The sequence below is a fragment of the Micromonospora jinlongensis genome (assembly GCF_013410645.1).
GTDB lineage: Bacteria > Actinomycetota > Actinomycetes > Mycobacteriales > Micromonosporaceae > Micromonospora > Micromonospora zamorensis.
In genome coordinates, this window is the sequence record NZ_JACCHK010000001.1 from 1,238,683 (window position 1) to 1,255,282 (window position 16,600).

10 protein-coding genes are annotated in these 16,600 nt (G+C 69.1%); 4 read left to right on the top strand and 6 right to left on the bottom strand.

Features of this window, described 5'->3' with window-relative positions; all coding sequences use genetic code 11:
• The first annotated feature begins 8 nt into the window (after window positions 1-8).
• The 3 genes from HNR22_RS05260 (at window position 9) to HNR22_RS05270 (ending at window position 3,846) form a co-directional block, all read left to right on the top strand.
• Complete coding sequence (locus HNR22_RS05260) at window positions 9-1,364, top strand: pectate lyase family protein (RefSeq protein WP_179779339.1); 1,356 nt, start codon at window positions 9-11, stop codon at window positions 1,362-1,364.
• 77 nt (window positions 1,365-1,441) lie between these two features.
• Window positions 1,442-2,167, top strand: a complete 726-nt coding sequence (locus HNR22_RS05265; protein WP_088948431.1) for an HD domain-containing protein — start codon at window positions 1,442-1,444, stop codon at window positions 2,165-2,167.
• A gap of 404 nt (window positions 2,168-2,571) precedes the next feature.
• Entirely contained in the window at window positions 2,572-3,846 is a 1,275-nt protein-coding gene (locus tag HNR22_RS05270) for an FAD-binding protein (RefSeq protein ID WP_218906179.1), read from the top strand.
• Between the two features lie 740 nt (window positions 3,847-4,586).
• Here HNR22_RS05270 and HNR22_RS05275 read toward each other — a convergent pair.
• Together HNR22_RS05275 and HNR22_RS05280 are read right to left on the bottom strand one after the other, a co-directional pair.
• Complete coding sequence (locus HNR22_RS05275; RefSeq protein ID WP_179779340.1) at window positions 4,587-4,922, bottom strand: barstar family protein; 336 nt, start codon at window positions 4,920-4,922, stop codon at window positions 4,587-4,589.
• Between the two features lie 107 nt (window positions 4,923-5,029).
• Window positions 5,030-5,479 (bottom strand): ribonuclease domain-containing protein, encoded by a 450-nt coding sequence (locus HNR22_RS05280; protein WP_343059691.1) that lies wholly within the window; start codon window positions 5,477-5,479, stop codon window positions 5,030-5,032.
• Window positions 5,480-5,707: 228 nt separating this feature from the next.
• Here HNR22_RS05280 and HNR22_RS05285 point away from each other — a divergent pair, with 228 nt between their 5' ends.
• Window positions 5,708-6,544: a hypothetical protein gene (locus tag HNR22_RS05285; protein ID WP_179779341.1), complete on the top strand. Its 837-nt coding sequence runs from the start codon at window positions 5,708-5,710 to the stop codon at window positions 6,542-6,544.
• A gap of 60 nt (window positions 6,545-6,604) precedes the next feature.
• Here HNR22_RS05285 and HNR22_RS05290 read toward each other — a convergent pair whose 3' ends face one another.
• Genes HNR22_RS05290 through pglY form a run of 4 tightly spaced genes read right to left on the bottom strand, consistent with a single transcriptional unit; the run spans window position 6,605 to window position 16,558 of the window.
• Window positions 6,605-8,740 carry a DEAD/DEAH box helicase gene (locus HNR22_RS05290; protein ID WP_179779342.1) on the bottom strand — a complete coding sequence of 712 codons (2,136 nt, stop codon included), beginning with the start codon at window positions 8,738-8,740 and terminating at the stop codon, window positions 6,605-6,607.
• 14 nt (window positions 8,741-8,754) lie between these two features.
• Entirely contained in the window at window positions 8,755-10,068 is a 1,314-nt protein-coding gene (brxD, locus tag HNR22_RS05295) for a BREX system ATP-binding protein BrxD (protein WP_179779343.1), read from the bottom strand.
• On the bottom strand, window positions 10,065-12,806 hold the full coding sequence (pglZ, locus tag HNR22_RS05300; protein WP_179779344.1) for a BREX-2 system phosphatase PglZ: 2,742 nt from the start codon (window positions 12,804-12,806) through the stop codon (window positions 10,065-10,067). Before pglZ ends, brxD begins: the two co-directional genes overlap by 4 nt.
• The gene (pglY, locus tag HNR22_RS05305; RefSeq protein ID WP_179779345.1) at window positions 12,803-16,558 is read right to left on the bottom strand and encodes a BREX-2 system ATPase PglY; all 3,756 of its coding nucleotides are present in this window, start codon (window positions 16,556-16,558) and stop codon (window positions 12,803-12,805) included. Before pglY ends, pglZ begins: the two co-directional genes overlap by 4 nt.
• Between the last annotated feature and the right edge of the window lie 42 nt (window positions 16,559-16,600).

The window sequence follows — 16,600 nt, forward strand, 5'->3', positions numbered from 1 at the left end:
AGAGAGTCATGCGCAGAATCCTCACCGGCGCTACGGTGATCGCCCTCCTGCTCGGTGCCACCCCGGCCGCCGCCGCTGCCCGGCCCGACACCCCGGCCACCGACGGGCTCTCCTGGCTGGCCGGCCATCTCGGGCGGCAGACCCTGCCCGAGCGCGACGGCTGGGCGGCCGAGGGCACCGGCACCACCGGCGGTTCGACGGCCACCCCCGAACGAACCCGGGTGGTGCACAGCCGGACCCAGCTGATCGCCGCCCTGGGCGGTGACAACGCCAGCAACGCCACCGATGCCACCCCGAAGCTCATCTACGTCGACGGCGCCATCGACGGTTTCGAAGGGCCGGACGGCACCGCGCTGAGCTGCGCCGACCTGGCCGACCCGGCGTACCGGTTGGACGCCTACCTGGCCGCGTACGACCCGGCGGTGTGGGGACGGGTGCCCCCGAGCGGGCCACTGGAGGAGGCCCGGGTGCGCTCGGTGACCAACCAGACCCGGCAGACCCAGATCAACATCGGCCCGAACACCACGATCGTCGGGCTGCGCGGCGCCCGCCTGACCGGGCTCACCCTCATGATCGACCGGGCGTCGAACGTCATCGTCCGCAACCTGACCCTCGTCGATGCCCGGGACTGCTTCCCGGCCTGGTCACCGACCGACGGCGAGGCCGGCAACTGGAACAGCCAGTACGACCAGATCTCGGTACGCCGCAGCGAGAACGTCTGGGTCGACCACAACACCTTCACCGACGGCGACAACCCGGACAGCGCCCAACCCGTCTACTTCGGACGCGCCTACCAGGTGCACGACGGGTCACTGGACGTCACGCACACCGCCAGCCTCGTCACCGCGTCGTGGAACCGCTTCACCGGGCGGGACAAGCTGCTGCTGATCGGCTCGTCCAACACGGTCGGCCCGGACGTGGGACGGTTGAAGGTCACACTGCACCACAACCTCTTCGATGGCGTCCTGCAACGACTGCCCCGGGTGCGCTTCGGTCAGGTCGACATCTACAACAACCACTACCGGCTCCGTGGGGACGACTTCCAGTACGCGCTCGGTGTCGGTGTCCAGTCGGCGATCTACGCGCAGAACAACTTCTTCACACTGGAAGCGCCCGTCGACCCTGCCGACCTGCTCTACGACTGGGGCGGCACCGCGTTGACCGAGCGGGGCTCCTGGGTGCGCCAGAGCGGCGGCCCGGCCCGGCCGGTCGACCTGCTGGCCGCGTACAACGCGACCCATGACCCGGACCTGGCCGCCGACGCGGGCTGGACGCCCACCCTGCGCCGCGACCCCGTCCTGCCGGCACCACTGGTCCCCCTCCTGGTGAGCCCCCTAGCCGGCGCCGACCGACTGCCGATCTGACCGCGCACGCCCGGCTCACCGTCGGGTCGGCGACGTAGGGGGCCATCGATGTGGTGAAGATCGGCTATAAGTGACGCATGGACTTCCCGCCGCACCTGGGCAGCATGCCGATGCACGCGATCACCGAGATCCACGGCGAACCGGGCCTGCTGGAACGCTTCCGGTTGGAGGTCCAGCAGTTCGACGACGACGCCCGGGAGCGGCTGAACGCCGCGCTGGACCTCGCCGCCGAGTTGCACCGCGACGACCGGCGGGTGCGCGAGCCGTACCTGAATCACCTGCTGCGGGTGGCGATCCGGTTGATGCACCACTACCAGGTGCGCGACGTGGAGGTGATCGTCGCCGGCCTGCTGCACGACGCGGTGGAAGACCACCCGGCCGAGCTGGCCGGCGGCGAGCCGGGGGCCGACCCGACCGCTGCGGCGCTGGTCGCGCTCGCCGCGCGGTTCGGGCCGCGGGTGGCCACCCTGGTCGCCGCCGTCACCAACCCGGGGTACGACCCCGAGCGGGACCGCAACGCGCAGTACCGGGAGCACCTGGCGGTCAGCCTGGACCGGGAGCCCTGGGCCCGGGTGATCAAGGTGTCGGACTTCACCGACAACGGCGTGGGCGTGATCCACACGGTCGGGCCGAAGGTCGTCTCGTCGGCCCGGAAGTACCGGCCGCTGGTGCCGCTCTTCCGGGACCTGATCGGCCGGCCGGACACCCCGTTGTCGCCGGCGGTGAAGCGGCACATCTTCGGCCAGCTCGACCTTGCCGAGGAGCGGTTCAGCGCCATCCTCGACCAGCCCGCCCCGAACTGACGGTCCGCGCCCGAACCGACCGCCCGCCTCCGAGCTGACGGTCGCCGCATCACCCGACCGGGTTCTGCGACAAGTTCTCGGATCTTCGGCGAATCTCTCGCATTGCGGTGGTTTTGCGCCAGATGAGAGGCCTCCGCCCTCTTGGCTCATATTTCTGGTGTGACGCTGATCGAGAGGATTCGGACCATGCGCGACCTTTCTCGTCGTGATCTGCTCAAGGCGACGGCCGTCGGCGCCGGAGCGGTCGCTCTTCCAAGCATGATCGCCGGCAGCTCGGCGATCGCGGCCGATGGTCCCGGGTCGCCCTCCGGCGCCACGTACCCACCGGCGGAACTGACCGGGCGCATCGTCCGCCCCCAGAGCCCGAACTACGCGGAGGCCAGCCTCGGCTGGGACGAGTGTTCGTGCGCTATCCCCTGGTCATCGTGTTCGCCCAGGAGACCCAGGACGTGGTCAACGCCCTCACCTGGGCGCGCCAGCACGACGTCGCCCTGCGGGTGCGCAGCGGCCGCCACAGCCTCGAAGGCTGGTCGAACGTCGACAACGGCATCGTGATCGACGTCAGCGAGCTGAAGGACATCCACATCGACGCCGCCGCTCGCGTGGCGAAGCTCGGCGCGGGGCTCAACCAGTCGGAGGCGATCACCGCCCTCGGGGAGTACGACCTGGCGGCGACCACCGGAACGGAGGGGACCGTCGGCCTGTCCGGCGCGACCCTCGGCGGTGGCTTCGGGTTCCTCACCCGCTATCTCGGCATGGCCTGCGACAACCTGATCGGCGCGGAGATCGTCGTGGCGGCCGGCGCCAACGGCGCGAAGGTGCTCCAGGTGGACCCGTGGAACCACCCGGACCTGCTCTGGGCCCTGCGCGGCGCCGGAAACGGCAACTTCGGGATCGTCACGTCCCTGACCTACAAGGTGGCCCCGCTGAAGAGCGTCGCCTACCTTCAGGCGACCTGGCCGGGCCTCGACAACCTGCACGAGGTCTTCGACAACTGGCAGCGCACCGCACCGTTCAGCGACCCCCGCCTCGGCACCCAGGTCGAGGTGCACCCGAACGAGATCCTGCTGTTCGCGGTGCTCGCCGAGGGATCGGAGGCCGAGACGAGGGAACTGCTGGAGCCCATCCTCTCGATCGGCGACCCCGTGGTCACCGTGCAGATCGGCGGCTGGAGCGAGACCTACTCCGGCTTCCAGATCCCGAACGAGGAAGAGCCGGCGAAGTGGAAGTTCTTCTCGCAGTTCACCAGGGAGCCCTTCCCGACCAAGGCGATCAGTATCGTCCGCGAGTTCATGGAGAACTCCCCGTCACCGGACAGCAACTTCTTCACCCAGGCCTTCGGGAACGGAGCCCAACGACAGGAACCCTTCGGCGGCACTGCGTTCCCGCACCGCGACGCGCTCTTCTACTCCGAGCCCGGCGCTGGCTGGGGCACCCGCGGCGAGCCGGACAGCGACGACGCCATCACCCCGGTCGCCCAGGCCTGGATCGCCGAGTTCAGCCAGGCGCTGCGCCCCTACGTGGACGGTGCCTACGTCAACGTGCCGAACGTCGGCATGGCGGAGTGGGAGGAAGCCTACTGGGGGCGCAACTTCCCGCGGCTGCGCAAGATCAAGGCGAAATACGACCCGCACAACGTCTTCCAGTACAAGCAGAGCATCCCGCCCGCGACGCACTGACCAACCTGACTCGTCTGACTCGTCTGACTCGTCTTACCAGCGACGCGGGAGGCACGCCACCCGCTCGGCTGGACCTCCTCACACCCCTTTGCTCTGCACCCGTGGACGCACCACTTACAGACCGTGAGCGTCGCGTCCATGGGTGCAGAGCAAAGGACGGATGTCCGGGGGCGCCGGGAGGTCGGCCTGGGCGGAGTGTGGGCCGGCGGGACGCCAGGATGGGTCCTGCGGCCGGCCGGTGACGGTCACGCTGGGTGCAGGCCAGCCGGCTCCGACGCTCGGTCTCCAGTTGCGCCGGGTCGGCCGGCAACGCGCCCAGGTCGGCGACGATCTGCGGATCCACGTCGAAGGCGGGCACCGCCACGTCGAGGTCCTCGACCCGGTCCCCGGCGGGGCTGGTCCGCACCACCAGGCTGCCCCGCCACAACGCGTCGATCCGCAGCGCCGCACCGCGTGCCCGGCTCGGCACGAGGATCGCGAAGGGCCCGTCACCGGACCGTCACCGCCACCGTCACCGATGCCCGCCGCCGCCGCGACTGTCGGAAACTGAGCACCCACACAGCGCTCCGCAGCCCCTGCCGTCCGTCCTCAACGGCGGCAGCGCGTGGCGCGGCCGGAGGCGGTCTTGCTCATGAGCGTGATACCTCACAGTCATATTGATGCCTCACAGTCATCACGCTGATCCACGCATGCGCCTCCGACTGCCCTCACCACCGTGAGACACCCTCCGTGCGCGCCGGCTAGCGGTCGGCGGGCGAAGCTCCGTGCAGGACCACACGGAGAGGATGTGGGGCGCTGGTGGCGAGATCGCCGAACACGGCGAACAGCAGGGCGTACTGACCGGTCGGCTCGTCGACGAGCAACTCGCCAGCGTCAATGATCAGCAGGGTGAGCGGGCCGGCATCCAGCCGGTCCCGGAGCACGTCGGAGAGGGCGTCCCAGGTGCTCCCCAGGTGGGCTGGCAGGGTCAGCGCACCGGCCAACGCGGCGAAGAGCGCCGGCCGGGTTCGGGCTGTCGCGCCGGACAGCACCGTCGCGCCGGGCAGCTCCGGGGCGGCGTCGCGGCAGACGGTCAACCAGTCGGGCAGCCGACCGTCGTCCTCGTCGTACGTCAGGTTTCTCCTGGTCTGGCCTGGGCGACGATGCCGGGGCCGGCCGGACGCAGCCGGCCGGCCCCGGTCGGTCAGAGCCGGTAGAAGTCGGTGTAGTGGTTGGGTGAGAACCAGGTGACCCCGGTGCTGCGGTTCACCACGATCCGGTACGCGTCCCGGGCGGCGCCCTGGGTACGCGGGTAGACGTCGTACTCGTAGTAGGTGGCGTTGGTCGGCAGTTGACCCTCGTAGTTGTAGAAACGGCCGCCGGCGAAGTTGGACTTCCCCCCGCTCCAGGAGTACCAGCCGCGGCTGGTCGGGAAGCCCTTGGCGGACCAACCCGAACGGGCGGTACGGGCGTCCGCACAGCGGCTGACGGTGCAGGAGCTGTAGACCGCCGCCGAGGCGGAGTCGGTCAGCCGCGGGGCCACCACGGACGGGCCGACCAGCGCGGCGGCGACCATGGTGAGGAGCAGGGCGAGAGTGGTGGTACGCCGGCGGATCGCGCCGAGCGTGGCCAACGGGGACACGAGGGTGGACACAGGCTGCCTCCAGACCATCCAGTCGATCGATCCGCATCACTGTCGGATCGAGCCTCAGTCTCGCCGTTGCTGGTCGACGGCGACAGCCCCCGTCACCCCAACTGCGCCACAATGCTCGGTGAACCCCGCACGACCCTCCGCCCTCGCGGCCCCCGACGGCGTGGCTACGGGCATTTCGGTCATCGGTTGTTAGCGTGAAACGCGGATCCGCGACCGTGGAGGGGTGCCATGACGGACGCCCCCGATGGGAGGCCGAGGCCCGCGGACCAGTGGCGACACCGGGGCGTTCGAGGGCTGACCATCGCCCGCGACGCGAGCGTCCGCGGTTGGCGGTGGTGGGCACGGCACTGGGATCGACTGGTCGCCGCCCTCCAGGACGAGGCCCCCGTCGGCTCCGGCGCGGCCCCGTCGCCCCCCGGTCCCCTCGTGGAACAGCGCGACGTGCCCCGGCTGATCACGGTCCCGGCGCGCGGATACGTGTACTCGTTCCACATCCGCGCCACCTTCGCCTGGTCATCGTCGACGAGCCTGCGCTCCGAGGTGCTGAGCTGGTACGTGCAGTACTTCCAGCCCAACGCGATCCAACGGCTGACCCGGCTCGCCGCCGACGCCGCCCGGAATCTGCCGCCACATCGCGCGGGTGACCTGGAGGTGGCGTTGCGGCAGGCGCTCGCCGACGAACCGGAGTGGTCCTACCAGCGGGGTGACATCGTCATCACCTGCCGCCCCGACGCCGCCGTCCGGCTCGACGAGCGGATCATGCCGGCGCTCCAACCGCACGTCGACCGGCTGCTCGAACTGGAGTACCAGTTCGACGAGCAGGTGCGCAAAGCCCGGTACGCCGAGGAGCTGAGCCGCCAGTGGGCGACACTCCTGAACACCCACGCCGACGACCAGGACGTCGCCGACGCCCGCGACCAGATGCTCACGACGCAGCGGGAAGCCGCCCGCTGGATCACCGAACTCCTACGCCGCCACGCCGAACACCCGGCAGACGCGGTGAGCACCCCACTGATCCCGCCACAACAGAGCCGCCCCAACCCGGCGCAGCCAGCCTCCGACTGACCCCGCTCACCGTCGCCAGTCGTCCCAGTCTCGATTCGCTTCGATGACCATCGCCTCAGGTCACGGTATCGGAAGGTACGTCACTCGAGCGGGCTCGGCGAGCACCGCCTGTGCAGCCGGGATATCCGCCAGGCGGGCGGCCAGGGTGGCGACGGCGAGGCGCTCCGGTAGGGCCGCACTGAACTTGAGGCCAGCGAGCGCCTTGTCGGACACCTCCGGCTGGCAGACACGCTCGATCGCGTCTGCCATGACGGCTCGCAGTGTCGGTCCGTCCACGTCCGCACGTAGTCGAATCGACGCATCGTCGTAGCGCTGGCTCGCATCGGTGAGTTCGCTGAGCGTGGAGATCAGCGTGGCGTTGGCGCGGAAACCGGCCCAGGTCCACCATCTCACCTCACCGTCCCCGTCCCCGACGACGACCGTGCCAGCCGGATGCACGACGGGCGTCGCGTCCTCCCGCAAGGCGGCCAGTCGGGTCGCAGCTCGACCAGTGAGCGCGACGGGCGGATCGGCGCCGAGCAGCACGTCACGCATCGCCCGGACCATCCGGTATGACAGTCCCTGCGGCGACCTATTCGTCATCCAGAGTGCCTTACCGCCCCCCTCGGCCGGCTCAACGAAGCAGCGGCGGCGCTTCCAGTCGATGAAGGTGACGCGCCAACTTCGCCCACCGAGCAGCAGCAGCCGGGGACCTAGCACTTTGGCCGTCAATAGTGCGGGATCGGTCCGGCCGATCTCGGTGCGGCCAGCCAGCACGGTGAACTGCGGTGGTGCGGTGAACACCGCCAGCATGTCCATAAAATGCCGACGCCCGAAGCGCAGTTCCGTCTCCGGCCCGATGAAGAGCATTCCGGAGTCGACATCCAGATAGCCGTGCTCGACGAGGTGTCGCACGATCACGTCCGCACTCTTGTCGAAGGGCGTCAACCCGTTCCACTCCTGTGACCAGAGGTTGTCACCGACGCGGTGCCGTTGCAGCGCGAGCGCCAGCAGCTGCTGGGCCACGATGTGTCGTGGTTCGGGCGGGGGGACGATTGCTTCGACCCAACCTTGTGCCCAGAGATTCAGCAGGCCAGCCGCGTGCAGCAGTCCCTCCCCATCCAACGCGAGGAATAGACAGTTGCGACTGCTGCCGGGTCGCCGTCCCGTGCGGCCGATGCGCTGCAGGAAGGCCGCGACGCTGCGCGGGGCATTGATCTGGATGACACGGTCGAGATCACCTACATCGATGCCAAGCTCCAGGGTGCTGGTGGCGACGATGACGCAGTCGCGCTCCTGCGCGAAAGCCTCCTCAGCCCGCCGCCGCTCGTCAACGGAGAGCGACGCGTGGGAGAGGAAGGTCGTCACGTTGAGTGCACGCAGTCGTTGGCCGAGATCCTCCACCAACGCCCTTGAATCGCAGAAGACCAGACGCTTCTGCCCCTGATGGAGTGCCGCGATGACCTTCGCCGCGTTGTGCACGGATCCGACGTAGTCCAGCTCAACCTCACCGACTGGACGCGACGTAGACATCGATGAACCTGCCGCAGGAGGAAGGTCAGGCGCCACTACCCGCGCCGACCGCTTGCCGCGACCCGAGCCCTGCAGCCATGCCAACAGCTCGTCCGGGTTGCCGACCGTCGCCGAAAGTCCGATCCGCTGCAGCGGTCGCCCCGCCACCCGGCTGAGGCGTTCCAACACGGCCAACAAGTGCCAACCTCGATCATCACCGGCGAACGCGTGCACCTCGTCGACGACGATCGCCTGAAGTTGACCGAAGAACGTGTCGTGATCGACGGCGGTGCTGACCAGCATCGACTCCAGGGACTCCGGAGTGGTCAGCAGAATGTCCGGTCGTTCGCGGAGGATCGCACGCCGCCGCCCCATCGTCACGTCGCCGTGCCAAAGCGCCGTCCGGCGACCGAGCCAGGCCGTGTAGGCCTCCAGCCGGGGTAAAAGGTTGTTGAGCAGTGCCTTCAGCGGGCAGACGTACAGAACGGAGGTGCCCGACCAGTTCTCCTGTGCCATTCGGGAAAGCAGCGGGAATACCGCCGCTTCGGTCTTCCCTCCGGCGGTGGGCGCGAGTAGGAGCGCGTCCTCGCCACCCAGGAGGGGCTGCACCGCGGCTTCCTGCAACGGCCGCAACGCCGGCCACTGCAATGAATTGACGACGTGATGCAGGACGACTGGATGCAGCAGCTCGGCACCGCTCGTCATGACCTCGACATCCCTCAGATCTCGAGCGAGATCTCGTCGGCACTCGTGGCGTTCCGCTCCACGTCCGTCATCTCGGCGGTAGACAGGGTGAGCGCGTAGTGTTGTCGAGGGTCGAACTCTGGGAACTGGTCCACCCGGTCGAGCACCTCCCCCACGAGCTTCTTGAGGAACAGCCTCGGTGCCACACCGACCTTGCCGCCGAGACCTCCGGCTATCGCCCGTGCCAGCTCGCCGAGGTATGCGTCGTCGACCAGCGCGGACACCCGCTCCGGCGCGGCCGACCCGTCGGCGTAAAGATCCCGTACGCGACCGCCGAGTTCGACGAGGGAATCGATGGTGAAGCCCGACAGTCGGATTTGCACCGCGCGGGGATTATCGAAACGTGGATCGGTGCTGAAGTCCACGGCGAGGCGCTGTGCCAGGGGCGCTAGTCGCTGCACGCCCTGCGGGCCGTCGTAGAACGCTGGAGTGCCTGTTATGACCAGGTACAGACCCGGAAACCGCCCGGAATGCACTTCGTCGATGAGTTGCCGGAGGGAGTTGAGCGCCTTGTCCCGGGCATCCGACCTGACCCGTTGCAGCGTTTCCACCTCGTCGAGCACCAGCAGCAGGCCCGGGTGGCCACTGTCACGCAGCACGGCGAGCAGGCCCTGCAGAAAGCTGAGCGCCGCGAAATGGTCAAGGTCGCCGCGCACACCGGCGGCCCGACGGGCGGCTGCCGCCACGTGCGGCTGCCCGCCGAGCCAGGCGAGCACGGCGTCTGCGGTTGCGGCATCTCCCCGTGTGGCAGCAGCCCGGTAGCCGCGCAACGCGGCAGCGAAAGCAGGGGCGCGGCGACTCACCGTGGCCAACCGTTGGTCGAGCAGGTCCGCTACCGCTTGGTCGAGACCGTCGGCGTCATCGCCCGCGACCTGACCGGCCGCCAGAACGTCCTCCTCCAGTGCGTAGAACCAGCCGTCCACGATGGGACGGAGTGCGCTGGGGGGGAACGCCGAGGTGGTTAGTCGTTCACCGAGCCGGCGGTAGACGGTCTCCAGCTTGTGCAAGGGCGTCTCGTTCTCCGAGATTTGCACTTCGGCAACGGCGAGGTTCGCCTGCTTCGCCCGCTCGGCGATCCAACGGGCGAAGAACGTCTTGCCGGAGCCGTACTCGCCGCGGACCGCTTTGAAGACGGAGGCCCCGGCGGCGACACTGTCCAGGTCCTCCCCGATTGCGGTGCCGAAACGATCCAATCCCACCGCGAAAAGGTCCAGGCCTGCAGATGGCACAGCGCCTCGCCGCAGCGCGTCGATCACCTCGCGGCGGCGGGCCGGGCTTACCGTTGTCACGCAGGCCCCCCGGGTAGGCGGAACTGCTCTTGGAGGAGCCGCAGGTCCAGCCGGACGGTCCGGGAGTTGTCGGTGAGCGACAACACCGGATAGTTGTCCACGTTGAAGATCCGCTGAAGGGTGGTGGCAAAGCCAACCGCCCGCACCGGTGCCTCGCCGGCCCGCTGCGCCAGGACCGCCACGGGCAGCACTCCCTTGGCATCGACCAGCGCCCGCAGCGCTGCCTGGATCTTCTTCAGCTCCACCCGGCGCGGCGTCAGACTGTGCTGTGCCTCGAACAGTTCGGTGGCCAGCAGCGCAGCCACCAGGTCACCGTCGGTGGCCGGCGGGGCCGTCTGCGGTCCGGAGGCCGTTTCCGGCACGTCGAAGAGCGCGTCGCCCGCCACGGCAGGTGCCTTCCGGCGCGGCTTCGGCGCGGTCGTCGACCGTGCCGGAGCGGTCGGCTCCGACGCGGCAACGCCCGTCTGCCACCACTCCGGGGTGCGCTCCTCGACGGGCGCCCAACCCGCCGGTGGGTCGGTTACGTTGGGCAGCAGGTAGGCCAACAACGGGATGGTCACCTCGGCCAGCGACGCACCGCCGTGGTAACCCGCCCGGCTCGGACGGTGGCGTAGCAGCGGATCCCAGAGCGCGATGATGCGATTGTCCTCCGAGATAACCCTCGGACCGGTCAGTTCCACCTCACCGGGGCCGGCCGGGCCAGCCCCGATCCGGTGCCGGGCGGATGCCGCGTCCGGTGTCTTGAGGTGCTGACCTCCACGCTCAAGGATGTGCCCGTGGTCACTGGTGACGATGACGGCCCGGCCGGTGCGACGAGCATGGTCGAGCAGGCTGCGCAGGAAGCCGAGATCGTTGAGTTGCCAACCGGCTTCATCGCCCTCCCGGCCGTGGGCCAACGCGTCATCAACCGTGTTGATCACGACAGCCACCACGGGAGCAGAGCTCGCCATCGCATCGGTCAGGTCGGCGGCGATGACCTCGCCTGCACCACCGCGCGCCGGGCCCTTGTGGAAGATTCGGGAGGCTCGGCCCCATCGCCCCTCGGCGAAGAGCCGCCGCTCAAGGTCCTGATTCCCGGCACGCAGTGCGCCGGCGAACAGCGACGTGCGGGAAACCGCCGTGAGGGTGGGCAGCGCAGCAACGATCCCCCGACGCCGGGCCGCTCCCGACCCTGCCAGCGGGTCGTACTCCACCCAGTGCGGGGCCAACTCGTCCGCGAGCTGCACCGCGACTGCGGCGCTCATTCCGTCGAGCACGGCGAGCAGCAAGGGTCGACCGGCGCGGATAAGCGGATCGACCACGCGGGGCAGGAGATTCTCGACGGTGAGCAGGTCGCCGTCGCTGCCCGGCCCGGCGGTGGCCCACGCGGCGAGCCGGCCGGCGAACGCCCCGTCGAGGTCACGCCGCCGCTGCTGCGCCAGCTCATGGATTTCCCGGTACGCCCGCTGCAGCTGCGGATGGGTTTCCTCGCCAGCCCAGACGTGGCTGAGCGCCTGATCCACCCATCCCCACTCGGCGATGTGGCGGTCCACCCCGTCGGCGACGCTTTGTGGCGCCACCACCGTCGTGCCGAGCCACCGCACCAGCCGCTGGGCCATCCGGGCTCGACGCACCCGTTCTGCCTCGGCCTCAGCGAGCCGATGCTTTGCGAGGTGTTCGATCGCCAGGTCGAGTTCCGGGTTTGCGGGGTTCCGCAGTCCGGCGAGCAGAGCTCCCGCCGCGACACCGAGGCGGTTGGCGAAGCCGGTCCGCAGGATCGGACTGTGGCCCGCGCTGCTCACCGCAGAGAACTGGATAAGCAGCTGCTCCGCTCGGTCGAGGATGGCATGTCCGTCTCGGCGAACCGCCGTGCGCGGCGCGTTCAACAGGGCGTCGACCACCTGCACGGCCGCCGCCGCGAAGCTGCGCACGGTGACATCGTCGTTGAGGTTGCCGAAGTACTGGTCGATGCGCCCCTGAGCGCGCACCGAGTCGGCGCTCTCGGCGCTCCAGAGCGCATTGCAGACCAGGCCCAGCGGCAACGCCTCGTGGCCGTGCCCGGCATCGACCAGCGCAAAGAGTGCCTTCGCCGGCCGGCCGAACTGTTCCAGCAGCCAGCGTGCTAGCCCAGTTCGCTCGGCCTCCCGTAGCAGTCCATAGGCCTCGACGGCACCTGGCTCGGCACTCCACCGCAACAGCGCCGTCACGTCCAGGTCGTCCGGGCCGATGCCCTGCCGGTCGAGACCGAGCCGCACCGCCGCGAGATGCCGCAGAGCCATGTCGCGAGTCAGCACCGATGTGGCCAGCCCGGGCCAGCCGCCTGGTGGCATGGCGTCGAGCAACGCCTCGCCGGCCCATGCCTCGCGTTCGAGCGCGGTGTCCGGCAGCTGCGCGCCAAACGCGTCGACAACCAGGTCCCAGGGTTCCACGGTGATGACGCGCTGGCGGAAAACCCGGCTACGCACGCCGTGGTGCAGCACCGACTCTGGAATATCGGTCAGCAGGACGAGAACCTCCTCGTCGCGGTCGGCGACGAGGTGCTCCCACACGGACAGCGGAGAGACGCACGGCACTACTCGGACCGGGCGTCCGTCCGGCAACAGCACCGTCGGGTCGTGCGGCCATGTCGGCTCTGCCCGGATCACCATCACGGGGTACGCCTCGCCGTTACGGTGCCGTTCGAGCTGCTGCGCCACCTTCTGCCGCAGCGCCACGGGGCTGATCCGCAGTGCCTGAGCCGGTGCAGGTGCCTGGGTCACGAAACGATTCTCCAGGTGACCTCGATGGTCGCGTCCGGGTGGTCGGCGGCGAGCGCCCGAAGCTTCTCCACCGCCCGGCCGAGGTCGGCGGCGGGAACGGTAACCAGGTCCTGCGCGTGCGCCTCCCCGCGGTCTCCGGTGCCCAGTTCAACCTTGTTGGCGGGCAGCTCGACGTCCTTGTGGTCCGGTCGGCCGCGATCGGGATCGTCGCGTCGGCGCGTTGCGCGGCGGATGAGCGCCACCGCGTCAGACTGTGCACGCCGGAGAGCAGGGCTCAGCGGCGCGGTCAACTCGTCGGCCTGGCCGACGCGGCGCAGCTCGGCGAGGATCGCAGATGCCTCCACGGCATACGGCTCGCCGAGGCCGGCAATGATCTCGAAGTTGTCCCACGCCGCGCCAGCCAGTTCGGCAGACACCTGCGCCGCGCTCTTGATGCTTCTTCCGACCCTGTCGGCCGGTCCGGCGAGTTCCGCCCGAGCCAATCGCTCGATAATCTCCACGGCCGTACGCCCGGTCGCCAGCCGCTCCAGCAGGTCGGCCGCGGCGCGAGCGGTGGCGAGCCGCCCTGATGGCGACGCCTGGTCGATACCCAGCCATTTGTCGTGCTGCTCGAGCCGGGCGCTCAGGCCGTGCGCCGCTTCTCGATACCGCGCGCCCTCGTTGCTGAGGTCGCGACCAAACATCGCCACCAGCCGACCCCGCCGCAAGTTCAGGTTGTGCACACCGAAGATCGATCCGGCTCGGGCCCGAGCCTCTGCCCAATCTTCCTCGCTGGGCAGCCGCTCCTCGCGCAGAGTGTGGTCGGTCGTGATCTTTGCTGGCTCAGGCGGAGGTGTGACTGCGCTTCCGTGCAGGTGGAAGGCGCGGTCGGTCTGCTCGGCGAAGGTGGCCACAACAAGCTGCGCCACGATCGGGTCGAGACCACGTGGGCTGGGTTCGTCGATCCACCGCAGGATGTCGGCGACGCGTAGCTCACCGCTGACGCCCTCGGCGGCCGCCCTATGGTGGAAATGCTGCGCCCACTGGCCCTCGACGACGAAGGCCGCCTCGTGCATCGTGCCGAGCCCGAGCGGATTGGCGATCCGGCGCATGGTCTGACGGTGCGCTCGCTCGACCTCGACGCGTCCCTCCGGCGACTCGACCGCTCGCCGGACGTGGTCGAGCACGACCTTCACCTCGGGCAGACGCACGGGCTCGCCCTTGCGGTCGGGGTCGAAGTCAGGATGGGCGGGGAACTGCTGGCTGAGCATCTGATCGCCGAGGCTGCGCAGCGCGTCAGCGAAGGTGGCACCCATCGGCAGTTTCGGCTCCAACGCCCGGGTGAGCGACTGCAAATGATCATCGAAGCCAAGCTGCACATCTGAGGGCTGCTTGCCCGCCAGCCCGTACGCCTGGCGCAGCAGCGCCTGCATCTTGTTCAGCAGTGCGCTGCGCTGGTTGGTCAGCGCCGCGTGTGCCCGCCGGCGGTCGTCGGGGTTGAGGTGCTCAGCGTGGCTGTCGAAGCGTTGGCCCTCCAATAGTTTGTCGATGATGGCGAGCTTGCCCAGCTCGGTGCGGCGTTCGATGGTCAGAGCGGCCGGGATCCAGCAGACCGTGCGCGGCGTCATCCGGCCGCTCAGCTCCTGGACCCGTTGCCGATCGTCCGCCGGCCCATGACTCCCGTCGTCGAACGGATAGTCGACGATCAGGCGCCAGGCGGTCGGGTCGTTCGGGGGGAATGCCTCGTCCCGGATGTCGTGCGGGTCGCGGACGTTGCCGTACACCAGCTCGATCGTGCGGCGACTCCCCCGCCAGGTCAGCGCGGCCTCGGCGAAGAACGAGTCGCTCCACGGCACGCCGAGCTGTTTCCAGAGCAGCCGCTGCACGAGGTGCTTGCGGGCACCCTCGTTGTCGTAGTGCTTGGCGGTGGCCAGGACGCTGTCAACGTCGACGCCGACCAACTCCAGCGACACGATCGGGTCGTCGCCCTCGCCTATGCGGATTTCGGCGAACCGGCCGGCCCAGTCGGTCAGCTTCCGGTTGACCTGGGCGACCTCACCTCCCGGGATCGGGCTCGTGATGCTGCCGTGGTTGAGCGCCGACAGCCGTCGGGCGGTGAGATTGCGCAGCGCAGGGACACTGGGCGCCAGCGCGGCCAGCAGCAGCGTCTTGATCAGCTGGTCGTCGCCGGTGAAGGCGCGGACACGTCCAACCGTCTCAGTCTGCTGGGTGTCACCCCGGCGCGCCGCGTCCAGGTCGTCGTCCGTGAGGTCGTACTGGTTGAGCAGGTAGGGGCGCAACTTCAGGTCGTAGAGCTTCTGGGCCATCTCGAACTCGGCCTTGAGCTTCTCAGTGAAGGGCTGGTCGCCGCCTGTGCTGATGACGTCGTAAAGGTCTCCGAGAGGCACCAGTTGGCCGAGTCGCAGGGTGTCGCGGCGATCGACCAGTAGCTGGCGCATCAGCTTCAGCGCCGTCCGGGAGCGCTGCAACGCGCTGGAAACATGCACCAAGGTGGAGAGGAATGCCGGGCTGAACGGGTACGTCGACCGGAAGGCGTCAATGTCGGCGCCACTGCCGGAGTCGGTGCCGAGCAGGGTGTCGAACACCTCCCGCCGTACCTTGGTGGTGGCGTCGAAGGCCCGGGAGATGGCTTCGCCGGCCTCGACGGTCTGTGGTTTGAGCAGCCGGCGGCGGGCGATTTCTGGGAGGTTGCGGTCCTCCAGCTTGATCACGTCGAATCGGCCGCTGGCCAGGTTGAGGGTGTCCTGGTAGCTCAGCTCGTTGGCGCCGGTGACCTCCTCGCCGACCAACTCGCGCAGGTCGCGCTGCCGGGCGATGAAGCTGACGACCGGGATCGGCCTGCGGGTGTCGCCGCCCTCGACGAAGTTGGTGATCTTCTGGATTTCTCGGGAGACGAACTGCTGGTCGCCGATCGAGTTGGCCAGCCAGAGGATCAGCTCGTCGAGAAAGAGGATCAACCCGTGGTAGCCGAGTTCCTTGGCGTGCCGGCTGATCTCGGTCAGGCCCCGGTCGAGCGAGACGAACGCCTCGGCATCCTCCCGGGCATTGCTGAAGAAGCCGACGTTCCAGCTGGTCAGCAGGGCGTTGACCAACTTGCGGCGCAGCTCGTCGGAGTACGCGCCGCCGAACGCCTCATCCAGGCGCTCCGGCGTCCAGAACGTCTCGCTGTCGCCCCACTCGTCTTCGGCGTCCCCGCCGGGCAGGCCGTCGATGAACTGCTTGTCGCCAATCTTTTCCCGCAGTGAGGCTGCCTGCTCCAGCAGCGCGTCAGTGCGGTGCACGGCCGGGATGGGTGCGTCGGGGTGCAGCGCACGGACCCGATCGACATAGCCTCCGAGCACCCGCTGCTCCAGGGAGCGGGCGTCGAGCAGGTGGTACGGGATCAGCAGGAACTTGCGCCCGTCCAGCCAGACGCTGTGCTTTGCCACCAGCGGGGCCAGCTCGTCGCGGCCGCGGGCGGCGGATTCGCCGCGCAGCAGCGCGTGCAGCACCGCCATGAAGTGCGACTTACCGGAACCGAAGGAGCCGTGCAGGTAGGCCGCCTTCGATGCGTGCCCCTCGACAGCGGAGCGAATCAGCCCGAGCGCCTCATCGAAGTTGGCGAGCAGCCGCTCCGTGACGACATAGTCGCGCAGGGTGGCATCGGCGTCGGCAACGCTGTCGGCGAGTTTGAGCACGAAGTCGCTCTGGCTCGTGCGCTCCGGGATGTGGATGAACTCCCGAAGCAGCGGCGCGGGGCTGGGCGAAGACATGCTGCATACCGTATCGGGCCACCTACCCACTGCGGCTGCCCT